General features: G+C 36.9%; 25 protein-coding genes. 11 read left to right on the top strand and 14 right to left on the bottom strand.

Features of this window, described 5'->3' with window-relative positions:
• Positions 1-33 precede the first annotated feature (33 nt).
• On the bottom strand, positions 34-1404 hold the full coding sequence (locus AB3M96_RS04860; protein WP_412966449.1) for an ABC transporter substrate-binding protein: 1371 nt from the start codon (positions 1402-1404) through the stop codon (positions 34-36).
• Positions 1405-1773: 369 nt separating this feature from the next.
• Here AB3M96_RS04860 and AB3M96_RS04855 point away from each other — a divergent pair, with 369 nt between their 5' ends.
• From AB3M96_RS04855 to AB3M96_RS04840, 4 genes are all read left to right on the top strand, one after another.
• Positions 1774-2541 (top strand): response regulator transcription factor, encoded by a 768-nt coding sequence (locus tag AB3M96_RS04855; protein ID WP_412966448.1) that lies wholly within the window; start codon positions 1774-1776, stop codon positions 2539-2541.
• Positions 2542-2545: 4 nt separating this feature from the next.
• On the top strand, positions 2546-4357 hold the full coding sequence (locus AB3M96_RS04850; RefSeq protein WP_412966447.1) for a cache domain-containing sensor histidine kinase: 1812 nt from the start codon (positions 2546-2548) through the stop codon (positions 4355-4357).
• Positions 4358-4507: 150 nt separating this feature from the next.
• Complete coding sequence (locus AB3M96_RS04845) at positions 4508-4972, top strand: DUF2663 family protein (protein ID WP_412966446.1); 465 nt, start codon at positions 4508-4510, stop codon at positions 4970-4972.
• 285 nt (positions 4973-5257) lie between these two features.
• Positions 5258-6658 (top strand): M20/M25/M40 family metallo-hydrolase, encoded by a 1401-nt coding sequence (locus tag AB3M96_RS04840; RefSeq protein WP_412966445.1) that lies wholly within the window; start codon positions 5258-5260, stop codon positions 6656-6658.
• Positions 6659-7073: 415 nt separating this feature from the next.
• On the opposite strand, the gene AB3M96_RS04835 is transcribed toward AB3M96_RS04840, so the two are convergent.
• A complete protein-coding gene (locus AB3M96_RS04835; protein WP_412966444.1) occupies positions 7074-7208 on the bottom strand; it encodes a hypothetical protein in 135 nt (44 codons plus the stop codon).
• A gap of 156 nt (positions 7209-7364) precedes the next feature.
• Between AB3M96_RS04835 and AB3M96_RS04830 the strand changes: the two genes are divergently transcribed.
• On the top strand, positions 7365-7592 hold the full coding sequence (locus AB3M96_RS04830; protein WP_412966443.1) for a type II toxin-antitoxin system HicA family toxin: 228 nt from the start codon (positions 7365-7367) through the stop codon (positions 7590-7592).
• Between the two features lie 16 nt (positions 7593-7608).
• Positions 7609-7995 carry a type II toxin-antitoxin system HicB family antitoxin gene (locus AB3M96_RS04825; RefSeq protein WP_412966442.1) on the top strand — a complete coding sequence of 129 codons (387 nt, stop codon included), beginning with the start codon at positions 7609-7611 and terminating at the stop codon, positions 7993-7995.
• Between the two features lie 319 nt (positions 7996-8314).
• On the opposite strand, the gene AB3M96_RS04820 is transcribed toward AB3M96_RS04825, so the two are convergent.
• Both AB3M96_RS04820 and AB3M96_RS04815 read right to left on the bottom strand, forming a co-directional pair.
• Positions 8315-8893 (bottom strand): hypothetical protein, encoded by a 579-nt coding sequence (locus AB3M96_RS04820; protein ID WP_412966441.1) that lies wholly within the window; start codon positions 8891-8893, stop codon positions 8315-8317.
• A gap of 22 nt (positions 8894-8915) precedes the next feature.
• On the bottom strand, positions 8916-9464 hold the full coding sequence (locus AB3M96_RS04815) for a DUF6155 family protein (protein WP_412966440.1): 549 nt from the start codon (positions 9462-9464) through the stop codon (positions 8916-8918).
• 170 nt (positions 9465-9634) lie between these two features.
• Here AB3M96_RS04815 and AB3M96_RS04810 point away from each other — a divergent pair, with 170 nt between their 5' ends.
• Both AB3M96_RS04810 and AB3M96_RS04805 read left to right on the top strand, forming a co-directional pair.
• Complete coding sequence (locus AB3M96_RS04810; RefSeq protein WP_412966439.1) at positions 9635-9814, top strand: hypothetical protein; 180 nt, start codon at positions 9635-9637, stop codon at positions 9812-9814.
• 269 nt (positions 9815-10083) lie between these two features.
• Positions 10084-10662 (top strand): DUF502 domain-containing protein, encoded by a 579-nt coding sequence (locus tag AB3M96_RS04805; protein ID WP_412966438.1) that lies wholly within the window; start codon positions 10084-10086, stop codon positions 10660-10662.
• Positions 10663-10751: 89 nt separating this feature from the next.
• Here AB3M96_RS04805 and AB3M96_RS04800 read toward each other — a convergent pair whose 3' ends face one another.
• The 10 genes from AB3M96_RS04800 to AB3M96_RS04755 form a co-directional block, all read right to left on the bottom strand.
• A complete protein-coding gene (locus tag AB3M96_RS04800; RefSeq protein ID WP_412966437.1) occupies positions 10752-11720 on the bottom strand; it encodes a bile acid:sodium symporter family protein in 969 nt (322 codons plus the stop codon).
• Between the two features lie 91 nt (positions 11721-11811).
• Entirely contained in the window at positions 11812-13188 is a 1377-nt protein-coding gene (locus AB3M96_RS04795) for an MmgE/PrpD family protein (protein ID WP_412966436.1), read from the bottom strand.
• Positions 13185-13862: an RraA family protein gene (locus AB3M96_RS04790; RefSeq protein ID WP_412966435.1), complete on the bottom strand. Its 678-nt coding sequence runs from the start codon at positions 13860-13862 to the stop codon at positions 13185-13187. The genes AB3M96_RS04795 and AB3M96_RS04790 overlap by 4 nt, the downstream gene beginning before the upstream one ends.
• Before the next feature lie 36 nt (positions 13863-13898).
• Positions 13899-14360, bottom strand: coding sequence for an aconitase X swivel domain-containing protein (locus AB3M96_RS04785; RefSeq protein ID WP_412966434.1), 462 nt, complete (start codon positions 14358-14360; stop codon positions 13899-13901).
• A 5-nt stretch (positions 14361-14365) separates the two neighbouring features.
• Complete coding sequence (locus AB3M96_RS04780) at positions 14366-15607, bottom strand: aconitase X (protein ID WP_412966433.1); 1242 nt, start codon at positions 15605-15607, stop codon at positions 14366-14368.
• Positions 15608-15633: 26 nt separating this feature from the next.
• On the bottom strand, positions 15634-16314 hold the full coding sequence (locus tag AB3M96_RS04775) for an RraA family protein (RefSeq protein ID WP_412966432.1): 681 nt from the start codon (positions 16312-16314) through the stop codon (positions 15634-15636).
• Between the two features lie 158 nt (positions 16315-16472).
• Positions 16473-17009 carry an RraA family protein gene (locus tag AB3M96_RS04770; protein ID WP_412966431.1) on the bottom strand — a complete coding sequence of 179 codons (537 nt, stop codon included), beginning with the start codon at positions 17007-17009 and terminating at the stop codon, positions 16473-16475.
• Positions 17010-17036: 27 nt separating this feature from the next.
• On the bottom strand, positions 17037-18554 hold the full coding sequence (locus AB3M96_RS04765; protein WP_412966430.1) for a tripartite tricarboxylate transporter permease: 1518 nt from the start codon (positions 18552-18554) through the stop codon (positions 17037-17039).
• Positions 18555-18572: 18 nt separating this feature from the next.
• A complete protein-coding gene (locus tag AB3M96_RS04760; protein WP_412966429.1) occupies positions 18573-19019 on the bottom strand; it encodes a tripartite tricarboxylate transporter TctB family protein in 447 nt (148 codons plus the stop codon).
• A 26-nt stretch (positions 19020-19045) separates the two neighbouring features.
• The gene (locus AB3M96_RS04755; RefSeq protein ID WP_412966428.1) at positions 19046-20053 is read right to left on the bottom strand and encodes a tripartite tricarboxylate transporter substrate binding protein; all 1008 of its coding nucleotides are present in this window, start codon (positions 20051-20053) and stop codon (positions 19046-19048) included.
• A 296-nt stretch (positions 20054-20349) separates the two neighbouring features.
• On the opposite strand from AB3M96_RS04755, the gene AB3M96_RS04750 reads away from it, so the two are divergent.
• From AB3M96_RS04750 to AB3M96_RS04740, 3 genes are read left to right on the top strand one after another with little or no spacing between them, the layout of a single operon-like run.
• Entirely contained in the window at positions 20350-20985 is a 636-nt protein-coding gene (locus AB3M96_RS04750) for a GntR family transcriptional regulator (RefSeq protein WP_412966427.1), read from the top strand.
• Entirely contained in the window at positions 20982-21836 is an 855-nt protein-coding gene (locus AB3M96_RS04745) for an NAD(P)-dependent oxidoreductase (RefSeq protein ID WP_412966426.1), read from the top strand. The genes AB3M96_RS04750 and AB3M96_RS04745 overlap by 4 nt, the downstream gene beginning before the upstream one ends.
• Positions 21837-21849: 13 nt before the next feature.
• Positions 21850-22638 carry an SDR family oxidoreductase gene (locus tag AB3M96_RS04740; protein ID WP_412966425.1) on the top strand — a complete coding sequence of 263 codons (789 nt, stop codon included), beginning with the start codon at positions 21850-21852 and terminating at the stop codon, positions 22636-22638.
• Positions 22639-23239: the final 601 nt, after the last annotated feature.

The raw sequence follows: 23239 nt of genomic DNA, 5'->3' as shown, positions 1-23239 counted from the left end.
TACGCACGCTACTCCCAACTGAAAAGCTACTATTTACTTACTTTCTTGAGCCTTTTTAATCGACGCATTCGCCTTTTCTGCAAATTGGTCCAATGCCTCTTTAGGTGTTTTCGTTCCTAGTAAAGCCTCTTGAAGCGCTGGGAACCAGTGGGTACGAATTTCTGCATAACCGTCAGCAGTAGTCGGAGGATCTGTGATAAATTTACGTGCAAGCTCTGAATACTCATATTCAGACCCTTCGTACACACCTGTAATCGAGTTACGTGCAGATAATCCACCTGTTTGAATAAGGTTTTTCTTACCCCATTCAGGATCATTTACAATGAAATCAATCAGTTTTTTTGAAGCTTCAATTTTTTTCTCATCATCATTATTGAATACGGCCATTCCTCCTAAGAATGGTTCAAGCTTTGGATCTGACCCATCTGGAGTTGGATATGGTAGTAACACATCCTCAAATTCAACTGTTTTATCCGGCGCAAACAATGATTTTAGAACTGCTGAATAGTTGATCGCAAATGCCATTTTCCCTTGTAAAAACAAATCATTATGGTCTCCAGCTTCTAGTGAGGCAGCACCTGGTGCAACCAAGCCTTCCTCAGCCGCTTTCACGACCCATTCAAGTCCTTTTATCCCATTTTCCGAGTTAATGGCAACCTCGCTATTATCTTCATTTAAAAATCTGCTTCCACCTATGTTAGTGATATATCCTCTAGTACCCTGATCCCCTGCAAGACTCTTTGCATAGAAGCCTGACGGGATGATTTCAGGTGCCTTTTCTTTCACTGCACGTAATGCTTTTTCATATTCTGCAACTGTCCATGTTCTGTCTGGTCGGTCTAACGGAAGTAAATCGAGTTCTCCAATATCTTCAAAGATCGTTTTATTAACCGCCATCATAAATGGTCCTGTATTAAATGGATACATAAACACATCATCATCCACCATCGACTGCTTCATGATTGCTGGTGAAATATCATTAACTACGTCATCAGGCATCATGTCATTTAATGGTGCCAGCAACCCTTTTTTCGCCCAATCTATGATTCTACCAGGAGCATCGTAGATCATATCAGGTGCTGTGTTTGATGCAATTGCCAAGTTAAGCTTTTCCGTACCACCCTCGAAGCTGAGCATCTCAAGATTCACTTTAATATCTGGATGTTTCTCATTAAATGCTTCAATAATCTGCTTTTCATACTTACCTAATTCTCCATCTAATGCTTGGAAGTTTGGAAATGTCCACCATGTAATTTCAACCGAAGCAGAATTATCTCCCTTATCCTTACCTGGATCTTCATTCGAATTTGTTTCTGAAGACTTGTCACTACACCCAATTAAAAACATAGATACTGCTAGAATGAGTGTCAGTAGCATGATGAGTCTCTTTTTCATACCTACCATTTCATTTCCCCCTTTTATCCTTCGTTATCTTGCGTGGTAACTCTTAGGTTTTACTATAAAGGCATTCGAAAGCGCTAACAATCCCAAGGAATTTACATTCATACACCTATTTTGACATGTGGTAAACACTCTACTATTTTTTGAATAACTCTGATTCTTCTACTAGGGTTCCATCTTTCCGCAAGTATAGAAGCCCTCCCTGGTGAACACATATCCCATTCTTTTTACATTCATGGTCTATTTCTTACTTTTACACGGGAAATGACGGTTCTATCAAAATCTTTCTGTATAGTTTTCTGAACTTTTAGTATAATGCTAATGACATAGATAGAACAGAGTCATCAACAATTAAATCTATGGGGGGATTTGATGTACAAATTGATGATTACAGAGGACGAACCTCTAGTACGGGCTGGATTAAAACAATACTTCGATTGGGAGTCACTTGGAGTTTGTGCAATTGTAGAAGCAGAAAACGGCAAAGAGGGAATGGAAGTCGCACTCCGCGAACGTCCTGATTTGGTGATTACAGATATTCGCATGCCTGAAATGGATGGACTTGAAATGATTGAAAAGCTGCGCGAAGAATTACCCGATACCGTGTTTATTGTGTTAACTGGATACAGTGAGTTTTCATACGCACAGAAGGCAATTCGATATGGTGGGGTTCACGATTATTTAGTCAAACCATTAGAATATGAAGAAAGCCTCACTGCTGTCACCAACTGTATAAAGAAACTGGAACAAAGGAAACTTGATGCAAATCAGACTAAGAATGAAAGTTCTATACCTGTTGATACTACTGACCTGAACGACTTCCAACTTTTCAACAAGATTGAAACCTTCATTAGAGAGAATATAGATCAAGAGCTAACTCTTAACACCGTTGCCGAACATTTCTTTTATAACCCCTCCTATTTAAGTAGATTGTTTAAAACCAAATTAAATAAAAATTATATGACATTTGTATCTGAAATTAGAGTTCAATTCGCGAAAGAATGTTTAAGTCAATCTAGGTATTCCGTGACAGATGTATCCAAATTGTGTGGATACAAAAGCTATAAACATTTTGTGAAAATTTTTAAAAGCGTCAGCCAACTGACACCAACCGAATACCGAAAAAAAATAAGGATGTAAAAATATGAGTAAATTAGATTGGATCTTTCAAACTCTAAACCTAAAGCGGATTAATCAGCAGATTTTTGTATTAATGGTCATAACAATCACCATTCCGCTCTTAATTATCTCTGCTATTATCTACTATTATTCAGTTCAATCCGTGAAAAATGAATATAAAAACAGCTCCAATCTAATTCTTAATAATCTATCATTCAATATTGACCAGTACCTCCATAGTATTGAGCAAGGAACATTAACTGCCTTAATGGATGTTGAACTCCAGGACGCCCTTTCGAATTGGTCAAGCAACGGATCCAAAGAGATTGATTTTGAAAGTATTAAATTTGAAAATGCGATTGAGCATTTTAACAATACCATTGAAATCACCATTAAAAATGTGGATAGCGTCCGTATTTACGTTGGTAATCAGGTCTTTTATTCAACACTTATAAAAAGAGAAGAGTTTAGTAGTGGTGATGTAACTAATGAAGAATGGTATAAAGAAACACTAAAACGAAAGGGAGCAATTGTTTTACTTGGAACTCACATACCGTTTCACCGCGAAAGTGCAAGTGAACCTGTGCTCTCGATTGCAAGAGTCATTAATAAGAAAGGGTCAAGAGATCCATTAGGAATATTGTTGATTGACCTCCGTCAAGATTCCTTACGTGAAATCTTAAACCTTTCTGAAAATCATAACCGGAACTTTTTTATCATTGATCGTAATGGAAACGTTATCTATGATTCTATTAACCCTCTCGTTAGCTCAGAAACGGAACTGGATTCAACTAATAAACAATCGCTTGCCACTGTATTACATAATGAACAAGGCAGTTATTACGCTCCCATTGATGGAAAAAAATCATTTATTAATTATGTAACCTCTTCCTACTCTGGTTGGAAAATCGTTCAGTATACAGATGAAAAAGAAATCACGAAACATGCGGATATGCTCAGGTATATCACCTTAGGTTCTGCGTTTTGTTCCCTAGTAACAGCACTTGTATTTATGTTACTTTTGTCCTCCCGTATCACTCGTCCGATCAATTTTTTACGAAAACAGGTTGAATTAGTAGGAAAAGGAATGTTCAATGTTAACCTCAAAACAACTAGACAGGATGAGTTTGGAGTTCTGTATCGAGGAATTAGTAAGATGGTAAAAGATATACAGGACTATATTGAAAGAGCCTCGATTCTAAAAGCGCAGCAAAAGATTTCACAATATCGTGCACTTAAAAGTCAAATCAATCCGCATTTTCTGGCTAATGCACTTGAAACGATTCAAATGAAGGCTGTGTTGAATAAACAACGTGAAATAAGTGAAATGATTGGAATACTCGGTCGCTTGTTTCGGAGTCATATTCAAACCGGTAAGGAAACTGTCACCTTAGAGGAAGAGTTAAATCATAGCCGTCTTTACGTGAAGGTTCAACAAATGAGGTTTGGAGATAAAATTCAATACATCGAAAACCTGGCGCCACATAGTGGGTCCGTCAGATTGCTGCACTTCTCCCTTCAACCCTTAATTGAAAATAGTATTGTTCATGGTATTGAACGCAAAAGTGGTCCCGGGATTCTCGAAGTCTCAACCGCTTATTCTGAAAATGACCTACTCATAATGGTCCGCGATAACGGAGTTGGCATGGATGAAACTCAGCTTCAACAACTACGAAATCAACTAGCTGAAAACAGAGACACAATGATTGCACCACATATCGGAATAAAAAATGTCCATGACCAAATTCGGTATTTCTTTGGAAACCAATATGGACTTGAAATCACTAGTGCCTTGGGTGAAGGTACAACCGTAACCATGAGAATTCCAATCTATTAATTGATGAATACTTGCCCTTCTCATACGGAATGGCGTGTTTTTTTTCTTTTTTACTTCGCTCCCTTCTTTTTCAAAGGAAGCTTGTCATAATCCTCCCACACAAAAAATACTATATACAAAGCGAGTATGAGTAATGTGAGGGGGAGTACGATGTCAGATAATAGTTTCGCCGCACCTTGGCATCAGGAAGGAACACGTATTTCGAAGGCTGATGGAGATTCACTGGATCGATTACTGGAATTTAATGAAAAGCATAATAGAAAAAAGACACAGCACAGATTTTTCTTATATGCGTTGATTGGATATGCACTCTACACACTGATCAAGTATTTCTTATACACTCCAGCTGCTTTTAGTAATGTCGCAATTGTCGATACATTGTTTACGAATAAAAATATTGTTAGAGACGTATTTATTGGGGGCGTTCTGTATTTCACATCTAAATTCACTTTTGATTTAAAAGAAAAAGCAAAAGATGAATACCATTCTCTTAGAAGTGAAATCGTTGATTTATCAAATAAGGAATGGGTTAAAAAGTATGATGATCAGACAAATCGAGAAATCTATGAATATGTGAAAAAACATGATGTGAAGATTAATCATAAAACAAAATAGAAAGGTGCCTGATCGTAGGTGTGTTAAAGCGGACTGGTACTCATAAAACCACTCTATGCCTATTTAGGCGTTGAGTGGTTTTTGTTTTTGTGAAGTTCGCTTTTAGTGGCTTCTTCCCGCTGGAAGTATTTTCCTCCTAGTCGTTTCGTCCCTCCCTCCCCTTTTTTGACCGTAAATAAGCGTTTCGTCCTACAGATATCTAAGGACTCCTACACTTATTTGAATTTTAAAAATACTATAAGATGGTGTATGATCCACTATTAATCTAGTAAGAGGAGGCATTACATGAAAAAACTAGTTTTATCAGTCGGCCTTACCACAACACTCGCATTTGGGGCCATTGCAACACCTGTCGTATTCGCAAAACCAGCAGAAGTAAAGCAATCTCAGCATGAACTATTCTTTGATCACAAGGTAATCAATCAACTGAATGTAGACAATATTTATAACAACATCGCACATCTTTCTGAAACACCGCGTGTCGCTGGGACAGAAGCAGAACACAACGCTGTTCAATACATAAAAGAGCAATTTGAATCCTATGGATATGAAACAGAAATTCAGCCATTCACCTTCTATGGCTATACTCCTCCAAGTTCCATCGGACTTACTGTTGATGGCTATAATGGTGATCTCAGCCCAAGTTCGTTCACATATACAGTGAACGGGGATGTTACAGGGGAACTCGTTTATGCAGGATTAGGAACCCAGGAAGAGCTTCAAGATACTGATTTATCTGGAAAAATCGCGCTAATCAAACGTGGGGATATTTCGTTTGCAGAGAAGGTATTAAATGCTGCTGAAAAAGGAGCATTGGGAGTTATTATCTTCAATAACACTTCAGGCGCTCTCAATGGAACACTTGGAGAAGCAAATAATGATTATGTACCAGCAGTCGCTCTTACGAAAACTGAAGGAGATGCGCTGTATGAGGCGTTAGCAAGTGGACAGGCTCTTCAAGCTAATCTGCAGGTTGAAGGTGCTAGAGCTGGTGAGAGTATTTCACATAACGTCATTGCAACAAAGAAACCTACAAATAAAAACAAAGATACAAATGATATCATCGTGGTCGGATCTCACCATGATTCTGTAGCCGGTGCACCAGGGGCAAATGATGATGCATCTGGAACAGCAATGACTCTTGAGTTAGCCCGTGCATTCAAGTACGTACCTACCGACACAGAAATCAGATTTGTCACTTTTGGTGCCGAAGAACTTGGACTACTTGGTTCAGCACATTATGTAGCAAATCTTCCAGAAGATGAACTAAATCGCATTATTGCAAACTTTAACTTAGACATGGTTGGAAGCCGCGATGCTGGTAATCTAGCAATGGCAACACTTGATGGAAAACCAAATCTCGTTACAGAGCTTGCACAGGCGTCAAGCACAAGATTAAATGGCGAGCCTACTCCATATTACTCTGGCGGTAGAAGTGACCATGTTCCATTCGCTGAAGCAGGAATTCCAGCAGCATTATTCATCCACAGTCCTTCTGAGCCTTGGTATCATACACCAGAAGATTCCCTTGATAAAATTAGCAAAGAAAAACTTCAGGATGTTGCTGAAATTGTTGGCTCTGCCATCTACGAACAAGCCCGCTTTGATAACATGGGACCAAAACCTAAAAAAGGACCAAAAGTAAAAGCAGACCCTGAGCTCTATCATGAGCAGGCAATAAAATAGAAGAAATAAGACTTTGCAATGGACATCTGTTGCAAAGTCTTTTTTAATGTAACGCGCGTTAGGAAATTACATGAATAATCTAGTGCAATGAAAAATATATAAACAATAAGATGTCCCATTATGTAACGATAAGGTGCTGATCGTTTGTATCGAAATAAAAATGTGAATTTAATAAAAGCTGCCTGACCCCAGTTGTGTTAAACCGTTACTGCATTGGGTCAGGTACTTCACGAGCAAGGTTTTGTTGTAATCAATAAACTTTTAGCTCACTATTCTTCCTCCTGAACATACTCTCTGTTTGCAATACGGAGGGTTTCTTCTACACCTTAAAGAGAAAAACGGTCCGCACTTCCAGCTAACTTTTTTGGTAATACTACTTCTTCTTCTTTTATTAGCCGTTTCTTTTCTGGTTTTATTACAACTTCATCATCCTCTTCAAGAAAGTAATAGCAGGTTCAACTTCAATTCCTGGCTTTCTACGGGCTCGAATAACTCCTTTTAAATCTTCATAATCACTGCGTGTAATATTAAAATGTTTTTTTAGTGACATATCGATCCCTTACTTCGGCTATTTTTCTAACTATAAAATTAACCTAGTAAGTGACAGGCACCTTAATTAAGAACTTTTTAACATTATTTCCAAACTAGTTACAAACAAGGTTATAATGATACTAAATGTGATACTATAATATAAAGAGGTGTAAAAGTGGCTAGTGTTGAAAAAATTATAGAAAAAATGAAAACTCAACCTAGAGGAATACGATACCCAGACGCAGCAAAGGTTCTTAATCATTTTGGTTACATATTGGTGAGAAAAAAAGGTTCGCACAGGCATTTCCGAAATGATGCAGGTGATATAGTTGTATTAAAGGAAGAAAGTCCATTAAAAATCTCTTATACCGAAGATATTTTGAGAAGAATTAACGAAATTTAAGGAGTGTGTGTGAGTCATGTCCAATGTTAAATCTAAAGATATTAATTATTATATGTCTCTTGATTATACAGTAGTAATAAATAAGGTCAAAGAAGAAGATATACCATATTATTATGGGAAAATTGCCGAATTAGATGGATGTCACACTACTGCTGACACAGTAGAAAAACTTTTAACAGAACTTGAAGAAGTGAAAAAAGATTACATTGAAATAAAATTGGAATATGGAGACCCAATTCCGGAACCAAATGAAATGCCTAGTGGCAAAATCGTTCTAAGAATGCCCAAAACACTTCATTGGAGATTAGCTGGGGAGGCTAAACAAGAAGGTGTTTCGTTAAATCAATATATGATTTACAAACTTAGTCAATCTATCGGAGAAGCAGAAACAGAAGAAAAATAATTCATTTAGACCGGTTGTTGGCGGTCTTTTACATATTTTGAATTCGGCGAAGACGCTTCCAATATATTTCTCATATATACTCTAGAAAGGGTTCTTAATACACCATACAACATAACAATTAGCAGAGTGACTACAGGTATTGTCACTCCGCTAATTACAGTGATATTTTGGAAGTTAAATTAATTGTAAAATACAAATACAGATTGATATAACAAAAAAAAGAATGCTAAAACCTGTCCGATTCAGCACTACTTTTGTAATGTTTTTTCTGATTTTCTCCACAAAAACAAAACTAATTACCCTTTGAACCGCCGTCTACTTAATCTACATCTACGATCATAATATTAAGTATATCCACATCTCCTATATCCCACCACTGCTCATATGCGGCTTCAATTTCTGGGACAAGTCTAAGATATTTTATTTGTTTTGGAGTCGGTTCGTATTCTATCATGTCTTCATCTCTACATAAACCGTATTCATCTAAATATACTAACAAGTCATATCTATTTTCAAATTTTAACAGCAATGCGTCATAGATATCCTCAAAATTATTATTCAACTCACTTGTTAATTTAAACGATGGCTGCAGGTCTTGATGATATTTGTATATATAGCTCATCGCTTCGAAGCTTTCATCAAAATCGATCAAGCAGTAGATGTTATTGTGAATTGTAAAGAACATATACTCCCTAGTATCAGTCATTACAACACTTCGTATCTTTAGTATTCTCCTGAAATTGAATGATGGTTTTATGGTAGGAACCTCTTCTTTTTGATTTCCTTTTCGCTTACAATCCTTACAGATGTGCTGTCGGTGACCCTTACCGCTAAACTTTTCGTTGGCGCGGTCACGTCCACATTTAAAACAATAATGTCCTCGTTTTTTCTTCCCCATTAAAATCCCCTATATAATTCTATTATTCTTCCTCATCCTGTACCCAGCAAATGTTATAGTATATTTCAATCAAAGCTTCATTATAGCCCCAATCTCCTTCTTCAGACATTGAAACACAAGAATAAAGACGTTCTTTTAATAAATTATAGAGCTCTTCATTATTCTCACATTCCTCAGCAACTTTATCATACATAAAAACCATACTATTGTAGAATTGAGTCTCCATTACTCCAAATTCTCTTGAAAATTCTGTTCCCAATTCTACGTAAAGTAGCATCAAATCAGCAACTAAGGAGGAATTACCAGTTGATTTTTTAAAATCAGAAATAGCTTGCTTCGCTTCTGATAATCTTAGTTTAGGTAATCCACGATCAGGATAAAATTCGTCCTGTATCTTCTTTTTTGCCTTATTATACAATTCTAACGCTACCTCTTCTCCACCGAACTTACTAGAAAGATAGTCCTTTACATCTGAATTTAGCTTATATAAATCAGCAACTAGTTGAATGAGTTCTTTTTGTTCTAGTTGTTTGAGAGATTTTTTTAGCTCTGTAATGTTTAATTTAGACATTTTAAGTATAATTCTCCTTGTTACCTAGGCTTTTTTCTATTTGCAATTTTACCATAATTATAAGTATAAAATATTAATATATAAGATTTACACACTATGAATAATTTAAGAAAAAGATCAATATATAAACTATAAGATGTCCCATTATGTAACGATAAGGTGCTGATCGTTTGTATCGAAATAAAAATGTGAATTCCGTCATCTTTTTGCTATTTATCTTACTTCTTGTTCTAATTGTTCATGTGATTATTCATGTGAAAGTGTATATCGTGTACGGTGCTAGTCTCGGTTCTATTTTTATGATTGGCCTCATTATCTTCCTTATTCTTTTACTTTATTTTAAAACGTAAAGAAATTTTCTTAGGACAGCAAGTATCTGCTGTTCTTTTATTTGTATTTACTTTCCATTTAAAATAAACCTTTCGACGTATTGCTGAATACCCCTTTCATGCTTCATAGTAAAACTTCAGAGCACATCTTGTTAATTGAACTTCCTTCCTCTTTTAGTGTAAACTCTCTTTACATAAACGACTTCATATTGTGAGGTAGCTGAAATTCTATAGAAAGCTGTTCAAGAATATGTCTATAAGGTACTTGATTTTTAAAAGGAGAAGATTTGATGAAGCGTATTATACAAAATTTTGTCAAAGGGATACTAACGGTTGTTCCCATTATCCTAGTTATCTATGTCGTTTTTAAGGTATTCATGTTTTTAGATGGATTGCTTGGAGGGTTCTTAAAACCGTATTTACGTGAGGATTATATACCTGGGATTGGAATACTTGCTACTCTTGTCCTAATTACAATTTTGGGATGGTTGAGTACGAAGTTTTTCACGGGTACAATTATTCGAGTCCTTGACAGAATTCTAGAAAGAATTCCACTTGTTAAAACACTATACTCTGTTAGTAAGGACACTATTCATTCCTTCGTTGGTGAAAAAAAGTCATTTTCAAAGGTGGCACTTGTGACACTGCCAGGAACAGAGATGAAGGTTGTTGCGTTTATTACAACTGAAGATTTAGGAAGCTTTTACGACCCATTGAAGGATCATGTCGCTGTCTATGTGCAGCAAACCTTCCAAATTGCAGGTTTTACAGTTTTGATCCCTAAAGACCAGGTTGAAATCATTGATGTGAAGCCTGAGGATGCGATGAAGTTTATCTTGTCTGGTGGGATGACTTCTAAGGCGGAATAGATTCCAGTAATTTATTAAATCCTGTTTTCTGGTCTAGATGTTACTTAATAATATAGGAGTCTAAACAAAGGAATTCGTATTATTGAAAATTATATTATATTTTCATAACTTTGCTCTTTATTCCCTTTTTCGAACTTCACTATAAAGTAACTATATAAGGAAGCGAGCATTTGTTGAAAGAGCATCGCAATGACAACAGGTACTGCTGTTTGTGGTGGAAAAAAGGAAACGGCAATTACTACACCAGCACCGATATTCCTCATACCACCAGTGAAGATAAGACAGACTAGATTTTGTTGTTCAAATTTTAAAAGTTTCCCTATCAAATACGCAAATAAGTACCCACTAAAAGCAATACAAAATACAACAACTGCAATTGCCAGTAGTTTTAGATTTACTTCCCGTAAATATGGGGCTATTTCAGCACTATTGATAACTACGACAAAGACGATTCCGAGCTTAGAGACTGGAGACAGCCACGTTGAAAATGTTGTCCTAGTTTCGCTTTTCATAATATGATTGACCACCATTCCTAATATGGAAGGGATGACGATCATGAAAAATAGACCTTTCATCATATTTAAAATGTCTATTTCAACATTGGCACCAACAAAAATAGTCATACTGGCTGGCACAATAAATGGTGACAACATCGTGTCTATAATAATCACAGATAGCGTAAGAGCTGTATTCCCTTTTCGCATGGCAACCCAGATAAAACTAGTAATCCCAGTTGGTATTACAACCCCGAGAATAAATCCAGTTACCGTAAGACTATCTTCAGGAAATGTTATATGACCTACTATCCAAGCCCATGTAGGCATTAATATATGTAAAATAAAAAGAGCAACAAGTATTGGAAATGGATGTGAAATAGTATGTTGCAGAGATTTGAAGGAGGAATTGATTGCTCCAGAAAAGGTCATGATGGCGAAAACCCATGGAACAATCACATCGAGAGATAGAAGGAATGTACTTAGTAATACTCCGGTTACCACGCTTGCTGGGGTCAAGAAAGGTAACCATTTTTCTAATTGTTTGTTTAAAGTTGTTAACATCCTTATTCCTCCTAAATCCCACAATATAAACAAATAATAAGCCGTTAACAGTAAGAACCTGTTAATCAGCTTATTACTTATCCATTAAATTTTAAGCTTTTAGTAAATTTGTAAGTTCAGAAATATCTTCTAATTGATCTACTTTGAAAATTTTATCCCAAATGGATTCTGCATGGTCACTTGAAAATAAATCTGTTGTTAATGACATGAATTTTTCTTTTAGTTCTTCATCTGAAACAGGATTTTCAGGCTCACCCTTTGGTAAATCGTATCTAGCCACAAGCACATCTTTTTTCTTTGTTGTAATCTCAATAATACTAGGCCATTTTTCATCATATAAAGCATCTAGTTCTTGATCTGCTAAAACTTCAACCTTTGATGCTAGCTCTATTAGTCTAAGATTTTTAATCTGTTCTTGAGAATATTCATCTCTCCATGCACGGCCATACGTAAGAGCAACGGCAATTGTATATGGAGCACTATATTTTGCTGCAGGTATTGAAGTTGGACATTTCTCTGTACCGCGAGCACCTACAACAAATGTACGATGTGTGATTTTCTCAATGTCTTCAGGAACTAAATTATGCTTTTCTCTTAACTCTAACACTGCATCAATTGCTGTATGATGTTGTCTGCAGCATGCATAAGGCTTAATACCAGTATTCATAATTTCAAAGCCATCTGATAGTCCATTATAAATACGATCACCATCAAATTTATTTGCCACAGTTTTATAATATCCGAAGTCTCCTTCCATGGCTGATTCTGGTCCATCAAAGCCTACATCAGATAATAAGGTTGCGTAAATTCCCGAATAATTTGCCCAGCCCATAATCGTATCCTTTGCAGGTGCCCCTAAGCGGAACGATTCAAATGGTGCAAGTGGTCCAATATACGAAGCTGTTCCTAATGCACCTGCTGTTTTTTCAACATTAAAATTAAGAAGCTTTGCTGTCGCTGCAGTTGCTCCAAAGATTCCTAATGTTCCAGGAGCTAGATACGTACGATCAACATAAATAGACGGGCTCACCGCTAGACCTACTCGAATCTCAACATCATAGCCAAGTACTGTTGCCAGCAATAGATCTTTACCGCTAAGCCCATGTTCTTCACATAATGCAAGGGCAGCAGGAATAACTGTTACACCAGGGTGAGTATGTGATGTACGATGTACATCATCTAATTCCATATGGAATGTCATGGTTCCATTTGCCAATGCAGCAAACTCAGGGGTCGTTGAAACGTTAGACCCCCAAAGAGTTGTTTTACCAGAACCACCTTTATTTAATGAGAACTCAGTAATTTTCTTCCCAGCAATGCTAGTTGAACCAGATAATCCTATCCCAATTACATCTGCGATTCTTCGTTTTGCTTCATGTATAACTTCAGCTGGTAAATCTTCAAAACGGGTATTAGCTACCTTTTGGGCTAATGCTAATGTTTGGGATTTCTTTGTTTCAGTTTTCACTGTACAACCTCCTTAGACGCTGCACGCTGTAATTCATCATATTTATATTTGGCACGAGCCTCTGTTAAGCTACTGCCATTCTTGATTTCATTAATGATACCTTGTTCTGCTTCTTCAATTTCGTTTGCAATAATTAGAACTTCTTCAGCACGATTGTGCGGGATAACCAACACTCCACTTTCGTCACCCATTACAAGATCTCGTGGACGTACTTGGACATTAGCTAAAGAAACGGTTTCATTTACGGAATGGACCATAACACGGTCCTTACCTGTTACCATAAAATGTCCACGTGTAAACATCGGATAGCCCATGCTACGAATTCCATCAACATCGCGACAAACACCATTAATTGCTGTTCCAGATATTCCTTTATTTGTAGCCACATATGTTAAGATGTCGCCCCAAACCGTGCAATCTGTACGTCCTTCATTGTCTAATACAATTACATCTCCCATCTCTACGTCATCTATAAAGTTACCAACAGTTCCCTTATCCTCTCCGATTGGAACATATTTAACAGTGTAAGCTGGACCTACCATTTTTTTACCTAAAACGATTGGTGTTATGCCTTCGCAACCACCACGTATCTTTAACTTATCAAGCGCATCAGAAACAGTAGGAGTCGATAGTTTCATAAACTCTTGAACTAATTCTCTAGTAGCCATAGACATTTTCAAATCCTCCATTCACATTTACGTATGTTATTGTTAACGAGTCACTTCAGTTTGTTCATCACTAACAGAGCTTTGTTTACCTTTTGTCACAATCACTTCTCCTAAATCAGCATCTACTTCGATATAATCACCTGTTGAAATGACAACCGTTGGATCTTGGTCACAACCAGCGACAACTGGAATATTTCCAATAATCGCGCCAATTGTCGTAACAGATTCTGGTGATACTTGAATAAAAGCTAATGGAGCTGTACCACGCTCTGCCATATCGTAAATTTTATAAGAGCCTCCAGTAGAACCCTTTCCTGTTGTAAATACTAAAATCTTTCCTGCAATATTTTTGCCCTCGAGCTGGTGACCAGGTTCAGTTACAATACCTGTTAAATTATCAACACCACCGTTAAAACTTATTGCTTCACTTGCTACAATTGCTTCTCCTTTTGCATTTCCTTTTACAATCTTACGTCCTTTTAAAACGATTTTTTCATTTGTCATTTACCTTACCCCCAAGTTCCTGTGATAGCAGCCTTCATGACCTTCTCTAAATTCCCAAAATGAGCAGGTAACCCAAACATACCTGGTGCATAGAATGCCATTTTCGCAGAATTAGTAGTAAGGGTTTTATAGCCTTTCTCAGGTGCAAATTGTCTTGTTCTCGCTAAAAATGGGCATGTTTCTCTAATTACTGTACCACCTGCTTCTTCAATTGCTTGCACATATCCTACTCTTGCTGCCATGGCATACATCGCTTGTGATGTTGTCACCCATAATGTTACATCTGGATGGACTACTTTTCCTTCTAGCGCTTCAGCTACAGCTTTAATTTCCTCTACGCTTGCATTCGGACAACCGATTTGAATCCAATCTACGTGGTCTGTAGGTTCTTTATCTAGCTCAGCTACTGCCTTTTGTTTCTCTGCTTCCGTAAACACTAGAACTTTCTCAGGCTCGTTTCCACCAAATGCCGCTTCTAAGGTTGGAGCTTCAGGTGTAATTCCAACAGAATGAAACATACTTACTGATCCAGAGGATGCTAACGCAGCACTAAGAGCTTTTTGTTCGTCTAATGTTGGAGACTTTGGCATCCCTTCAAAAACAGGAGTATCTTGACCTACCTGCTTTCCGACGAAATAACCAAGTGTTCCATAATCCGTCATATCATTTAATTCTGCTTCAAGTTTTACTAATACCTTCCCATAACGATTTTCTGTTAAATGGAATCCGTATAATGGTGTTCTACCAGTTAGTGATGATGCGAGAGCACTTGGACCGCCTTCACGATTTGTTCTTGCTCCGAATACTGAGTTTGCATATACAACCGCGGAAGATTCCCCCCATGCAAGATGCTCTCCAAATCGTGGTGTATTTCCTACCAGGTAAGGTGTACATGTATTACAAGCATTTGCACCCATGCTTTTATATGAATCTGAAAGTCTATTTTGTAGAGCTGTATCTTCTTCATCTATCCCTATTTCTCTCCATTTATCTGGGTCGATTGCGGTAGGATTCGTTGTTACTTTTGTAACGAATTTTGCACCTTGCTTCGAAATATTTTCAACAAATTTAGTCCCTGCATCACCTGCTACAACAATAGATGATCCAGCCATATGAACACTATTTACTTCAATTAAGCGCTCTGCACCGAAACTTTCACCAAGAGCTACTAATATCTCCATTGCCTTTTGGACGGAAGGTCCTTTATCACCGTGTAACATAGCTTTTTCTTCATCAGTTAAAAACATCATTTTGCCTCCTTTTCCTTACATTCTTATTTTTTTTCGAGCATCTTATCATAGCCTGATTGACGGTCAACTTCGGAAAAAGGAATACCCGCCTTCAACAAGCGCACAATCTCTAATTCACGATCAAAAATTTCCTTACTTATTCGGAGAACTTCTTCTGCATGTTCAAGCGGAATGACTACAACCCCATTTACATCAGCCATAATAATGTCGACTGGTCGAACCTGTGCACCTGCAACTTGAATTGTACAGTTAAACCCACCTTGAACATTTCTTCCTCTTGCAGTGAATGGAACCGTTCCTTTAGCATAGACAGGAAACTTAATTTCACTAATAATATCAATATCTCGAGCTGCACCATCAATAATGACTCCAGACACACCAATTTGCTGAGCAGCAAAGGCTAAAATCTCGCCCCAACAGTTTTGATCTGTACGACCACCATTATCAATTACAATGATATCGCCCGGTTCAGCAGCATCTAATGCATCAGCTCCCATATGCCCCTTTGGTACATCTGGTCCATATGGAATAACCTTCATCGTAATGGCTGGACCTACAATTTTTTCGCAATCATATAAAGGACGAATTCCGCAAACACCACTTTTTAATCCGAGTTTATCTAGTGCGTCCGAAACATTTGGTGTGGACACTTCCTTAAAACCTTCAATTAATTCCTTAGACGGTCGTTTAAGCACTTGACTCATCGTTTTTCCTCCTTTATTTTTCGTTCCTCGATGATGCAACCCTTTTGTTCAAGAGCCTTATCATAACCCATGAAATGGAAAAAAGATTCACCATTACGGATCCGTTTCATGTATTCAGCTTCCTTTGCCTCACGTTCTTTAGCTTTCTGTATTACTGTTTATGCTTCTTCTAGCGGAATAATTACGACACCGTCTTCATCACCCAGTACAATGTCGCCCGGATTCACCACCGTATCACCGATTGAAATTGTATGGTTGATATAGCCTAAGGAGTCCTTTGCTGTACCTTTTATGCTGACTGATTTACAAAAAACAGGGAAGTTTAGTTCTTTAATTGCTAACGAATCTCGTATAGAACCATTTGTGACAAGCCCTCCAAGATTTTTCACCTTGGCCTGAACCGTTGTTACCTCACCCCATGGGCCTGCCTCTGAAAGCTGTCCTAGATCTGCAACGATTACATCATTCGCTTGAGCCATATCAAGAGCTTTTAATAACATTAAGTTATCTGCTGCGTGACCCCTCAATGTAAGGGCCGATCCACAAAGGCGCATCCCCGAATATAAAGGCTTAATCGATGAATGAACTGCACCTCTCTTACCCATGACTTCATGAACAGTAGCTGTTGATTGTGTAGCAAAATCTTTGATTAAGTCTGGATGAGGTCTCTTTATATTTGTATAAATATGTACCATCTTCCCACCCCCTTCGAATTTTTATATTTAAAGTTTCTTAGATTGGCCATCTTCCTTACTCGGTTTCAGTTTATTAATTCCTTTCGTTAATAAAGGAAAAACAAGAACAAGAATAGTTAACACTAAGAAAGTTGCACTTATAGGTCGAGTAAAGAAAGTTAGGAAATCACCTTCAGATAAGACAAGCGAGCGACGTAGATTCTGTTCCACGAGAGGACCGAGTATCAATCCCAAGACTAGGGGAGCTGCCGGTATGTCAGCCTTATTAAATAGAAAACCAACAATACCAAACACGATTAAGACTCCAAGATCAAAAAATGAGTTTCGAATAGAGTAAGTCCCTACAGCACAAAGAATTAAAATAGTAGGAAGTAAAATTCCCATTGGGGTAGTCATTACCTTGCTGACAACTCTTGCTCCTAGTAAACCTATAGCCAAGAATGCAAAATTTGAAAGTAATAAGAGAATAAAAATCATGGAGACAATATCTGGGTTGTTTTGAAAAAGTAAGGGGCCAGGTTGTAACCCATGTAATACGAGAGCACCTATTAAAATTGCTGTAATTGCATCACCTGGAATACCAAGAGTTAACATCGGAATCATCGCACCACCAGTTGTTGCATTATTCGCGGACTCAGGTGCAGAGACCCCTTTCAGATAGCCTGTTCCAAACTTTTCAGGATTACGTGAAATTCTTTTTTCGAATCCATAAGCAATGATTCCGGCAATCGTTCCTCCCGCAGCTGGGATGGCACCAATAAAACTTCCAATAATAGAACCTCTAAATATCGTAGGAGTATTTTCTTTAATTTCTTCTTTTGACGGAATAATTTTACCGATTTGTTTTGTTGTTTTTACCCCATTTAATGACGAAAAAGCAACTATTAAGATCTCACCAAGACCAAATATTCCAATCAGTACTGGCAAGAGCTCAACTCCACTTAATAAATCCGCACTGCCTGCAGTAAATCTTTCAAACCCTGTCATTGGGTCCATTCCTACAGTAGCAATCAGTAAACCAAGGCATCCTGATAATAAGCCTTTTATCATTGAACCATTACTAATAAATGCAATAATTCCGAGACCGAATAAGGCTACAGCAAAGTATTCTTGTGCACTAAAATTAAGTGCAACTCTTGCGATGGAAGGAGCAAAAATCGAGAGAATCACAGCACTAATTAACCCACCAATAAATGATGCAATCGTCGCCATTCCAATCGCTTTGCCCGCTTCACCTTTCTGTCCTAATGGATAACCGTCTAATGCAGTCATCATTGAAGAAGGTGTACCAGGAATATTTGCTAATACAGCAGTCATTGAACCACCATAGACTCCGCCACTAAAAACTCCTAATAATAAAGCAAAAGACATTTCAGCACTCATTCCAAAGGTGAGTGGTGTCATGACCGCAACCCCCATAGTTGCTGTTAATCCTGGCAGAGCGCCAATAATGACGCCTGCCAAAGTACCGATTAACAACATCATGATAACCTCAGGAACAAATACATTTGATAAACCTGCTGTGTATAAATCAAATGGAGACATGTGATTCCCTCCTAGAACTTAGATAAATATACCTTCTGGTAGTGGAACTCTAAGAAGTATTTTAAATCCGACATAAATTAATGTTGTTATAATACTAGAAACAAGTAACGCTCTCACTTTACTCGTTTTTAATGTAATCATGGCAGTACATAGGATAATTAGAGTAGTAAACACAAATCCAAGGTGTTCTAAGATTAATGAATAAACAATAATTAACCCTACTAAAGCCGCTGGAATCTTTAATTGTTTCAGACTCATTTCAACTTTTCGGATATCTTTCTTTAACAAGGTTTGAATTACTAATAAAACTGTAAGACCTATAATGATATAAACGATGATTTTTGGATAAAATCCAGGTCCATACCCTGACGAATAACTACCTGTCGGAAAGTCCCCTGTCACGACTAGGATAACCCCACTTAATATAGCCAGAAATACAATGAAAATATAATTTGCAATCACCATTGATATACCCCTTTCTGGTCTGCTATTTATTCCATGGTTTCAAAAAGGGTCTTATAATTTTGATCCTCATCATCCATGAAGGGTCCAAAATCACTTGATGGAATATATCTAATTCCAAAACCACCATTATTCATGAATTCTTTATACTCATCTGTTTCAACCGCTTTTGAAATTGATGCATTTAGCGAATCAATTATTTCTTTCGGAGTACCTTTTGGAGCAACAAATCCTCTCCATACCCCAATTACTGTATCTACACCTTGCTCTTGTAAAGTTGGTACATCAGGAAATTGTGGTAGTCTTTCCTCAGAGGCAATTCCTAAGATTTTTAATTCTCCAGCATCTACGAGAGATGAAACCTCTGCAGCACTTACAGTTGTTCCTTCAACAAATCCCCCTGCTGCAGCAACAGCTGCTGGGTTACCACCTTCATATGGAACATGTGTAAATTCAATGCCATTATCGATTCCAAGTTTCAATGCAGAAACATGCCAGATACCACCAGGTCCAGAATTAGAAATTCTGAACTTTCCATTCTCTGCCTTTGCAGCCGCAATAAACTCATCGGCAGTTTTATATGGCGAATTAGCTGGAACCGCTAAACTTGCTGGATCTTGGTTTACTAGTGTAATAGGTTCGAATGATTTATAATCTACAAATGTCTCGCTAGAATATTTTTGTAATAAAAGTGAGTTAGAAATAAATCCAATTGTATAACCATCTGCTTTGGAGTTCGCAATCTCTTTGAAACCTACTACTCCTCCACCGCCTTCTTTATTTACAATAACAACTGGTTTTCCTAAATCCTGCTCCATAAAAGATGCAATTTGTCTTGCAATCGCATCTGTTCCACCACCAGCAGCCCAAGGAACAATAATTGTAATTTCTTTTTCTGGATATGTTGCTGTGGCATTTCCAGTTTCACCTTCTTTTTTGTTACCACTTGAAGAACTAGAGTTACAAGCTACTAATGTAAAAAATAGTAAACAAACAAAACCAAACCATAATCCACGATACCAAAAACTCTTTTTCACCTTATTTCCCCCTCATTAAAAAGATATTTTTTCACCTTCTTTTGATTAAAATATGTAATTGATCCTCGAAGAAAAAATTCTAAGTAGCGAAAACTAAAATTGAAATCGTTTACAAATTATTTTTCATTTGAAGGTGATTTATAAAAAAATATATCACTTTGTATACAAACGTTCAACAGAATTTTTAGAAAAAATAAAATAATTATAAAAAAGCACCGTTTTTATTGCTTTTTACAGGATTTTAAAGGTAAAATAAAATATATAAATTACCAATTGTATACAATAGGAGTGTAAACATGAATATTTATGAACAGATTAAAGAAAAGATTATTGAAGGAGCTTATAAACCTGGTGAGCGGCTTACAGAAGAATTTCTCGCTAGTGACCTTAATATTAGTAGGACCCCAATAAGAGAAGCGTTAAGACAATTACAGGTAGAAGGATTATTAATTCCTTTAAAACGAGGAGTGGTAGTAAAAGAATACACGAAGGAAGATGTTAGAAAGTTATATGACATTCGTATTCTATTAGAAGGACATATGGCCTATCAAGCGGCACTTTATCGTTCAGATGAGGATATTCAAAGATTAGAAGAGGCAAATGAAAAATATCGGAACCTTATAGATATTTTTGATGAAGAAAAAAATATAATGCGAATGATCATGAAGACGAATAGTTTATTCCATGATGCAGTATGTAATGCAGCACAAAATGAATATATCTGCTTCTTACGAACAAAGGTGGTGATTGCTCCCCTTGTATACCAATCACTATACTGGTACGACATCGATCGCTTAAAGCGTTCCGTAAATGCACATCAATCAATAACGAATGCAATTATTGAAAAAGATGGAAATCGTGCAAAGACTGCCATGCTCGAGCATATGTATCAAGGTCGTGAAACTGTGTTAAAACTAGGAGGGTTAAAATGAAAAGAGTCGGCTTTATCGGTTTAGGCTCTATGGGTTTACCCATGGCTAAACGATTATGCGAAAGTGGCTATTCTGTAAAATCTGCTGCCCATGTTAATCAACAACCAGCTCAAGAACTAGCAAAATGCGGGGGCATTATCAAAGATAGTTTTGTAGAGGTAGTACAAGATATAGATGTTCTTATTACTATTTTACCTGCAGACCAACAAGTAGAAGGACTTCTACTAGATGAACAAATTCTCTCTGCTATTAGCCCAAATACAATCTTGATTGAAATGTCTACATGTACTTCTGAAACAATTGAGAAAGTAAACCGCATCTATGCAGATAAAGATATTCGTGTAATCGATGCACCGGTAAGTGGGGGCACTACTGGTGCCGAAAAAGGAACACTTACAATTATTTGCGGGGGAAACGCGGCATTATTAGAAACAATCCGCCCTGTTCTTTCTGTTTTTGGTAGTAACATTTACTATGTTGGTGAAGTTGGAAATGGAAAAGCTGTTAAGGCAATAAATCAAATGCTATTATCTATCCATGCACTAGCAGCTTCAGAGGCATTCACATTAGCTGAAAAGCTAGGTATTAATCATGATATTCTTTATAGCGTAATCACTTCTAGCTCAGGTAATTCTACTGCATTCAAAAATAAATATAATAATATGGTTAAGGACCAATACGATTTAGGGTTTAAATTTAGCTTAATGAAGAAGGATATGAAAATTGCACTTAAGGAAGGTGAAGATATACCTCTCCCTCTTTTAAATACTTCTTATCAATTATTTGAACTACTTCCAGAACAATACCATAATGAAGATTTCTCAGTAATTAATAAACTATTAAAAAAATAAGGAGTGATCTGCTATGGAATTAGGTTTAAAAGGAAAATCCGTCCTTGTTCTTGCTTCAAGTAAGGGGTTGGGAAAGGCAGCCGCTTTTCAATTCGCAAAAGAAGGCGCAAAAGTCATGATCACGAGTCGAAATGAAGAACAACTAAAAGTAGCTCAAGAAGAAATTATAAATGAAACTAACGCAAACATTCGATATTTCGTATGTGATGTTAAAAAACCTTCGCAGATAAAAGAATTAGTTAATGAGACAGTGACCCAGTTTGGTACAATTGATGTTCTTGTTAATAATACAGGTGGTCCTCCGGCTGGATTCTTTGATGACTTTGACGATGAAAAATGGATGGATGCCTTTGAACTAACATTGTTAAGTTTTATTCGCTCTATCCGTGAAGTTCTCCCACATATGAAAAAACAAGGACATGGAAGAATTGTAAATATAGCTTCAACTTCAATAAAGCAACCTATAGATGGGCTTATTTTATCGAACACGTTTAGAACCGGTATTACTGGATTATCCAAAAGTCTTTCACAAGAGCTTGCTAAAGACAAAATCTTAATTAACACAGTAGGTCCAGGGCGTTTTGCAACTGACCGTGTTGTTGAGATTGATCACAAACGTGCTAAAAATTTAAACGTTAGCTATGAGGAACTCATCAATTCTGCACAAGCTTCGATTCCACTTGGCCGGTATGGTGTACCAGAAGAATTTGCCAAGACTATTGTTTTCCTCGCATCTGAAGCAAATACATATATTACAGGCCAATCATTAGTTGTAGATGGAGGACTAACAAAGGCATTCTAATAATGAAAATGGTGGAACACCTTCTACAAATCCCTTTCTCTAAATCTAAAATTCTATTATATAACAAATAGACTCCCTTGCTTGAATTACAAGTGGAGTCTGTTTGTCTTGAATTAGTTCTTTACTACTCCTTGCTCTTCTAAATTACATCAATTGGTTATATTCATTTAGTTGAACAGTTACAAATTTCAACATTAGCAGCAATGGGTTGCATTTTGTTGGGGATATCTTTGTTAATTGCTTGCAAAATAGGACAATTCCAGTGCGTTTAGGATGCGATGGAGTTTATCTTATCAGGTGGAAAGACTTCTAAAGCGGAATGAACAAAAACCATATACGTAAGAGGTAATGTATTCTGTCTTAAGGCACAAAATACAATTAAATTGCTTATCTATAGTAATTCCCACTTGAATTGAAAGCAATTCGGCAAGTAAATCAGAAAAGAATGCTTGAAGTCATATATGCTCCAAGCATTTTTTTCCAAGGATAAGCACCGGTCACAAATAAAAAAATACAAGGTAATAATCTACTAAAATAAGTGGAGAAATTCCTCTTATTAATGAAATAGCACGGAAAACAGTTTAAAAAAGAGGGGTAGATT

The organism is Ferdinandcohnia jepli, assembly GCF_047246645.1.
GTDB lineage: Bacteria > Bacillota > Bacilli > Bacillales > Bacillaceae_L > Ferdinandcohnia.
Note: the sequence above shows the minus strand (reverse complement) of the source record. Positions and strands in the feature narration are given on the sequence as shown.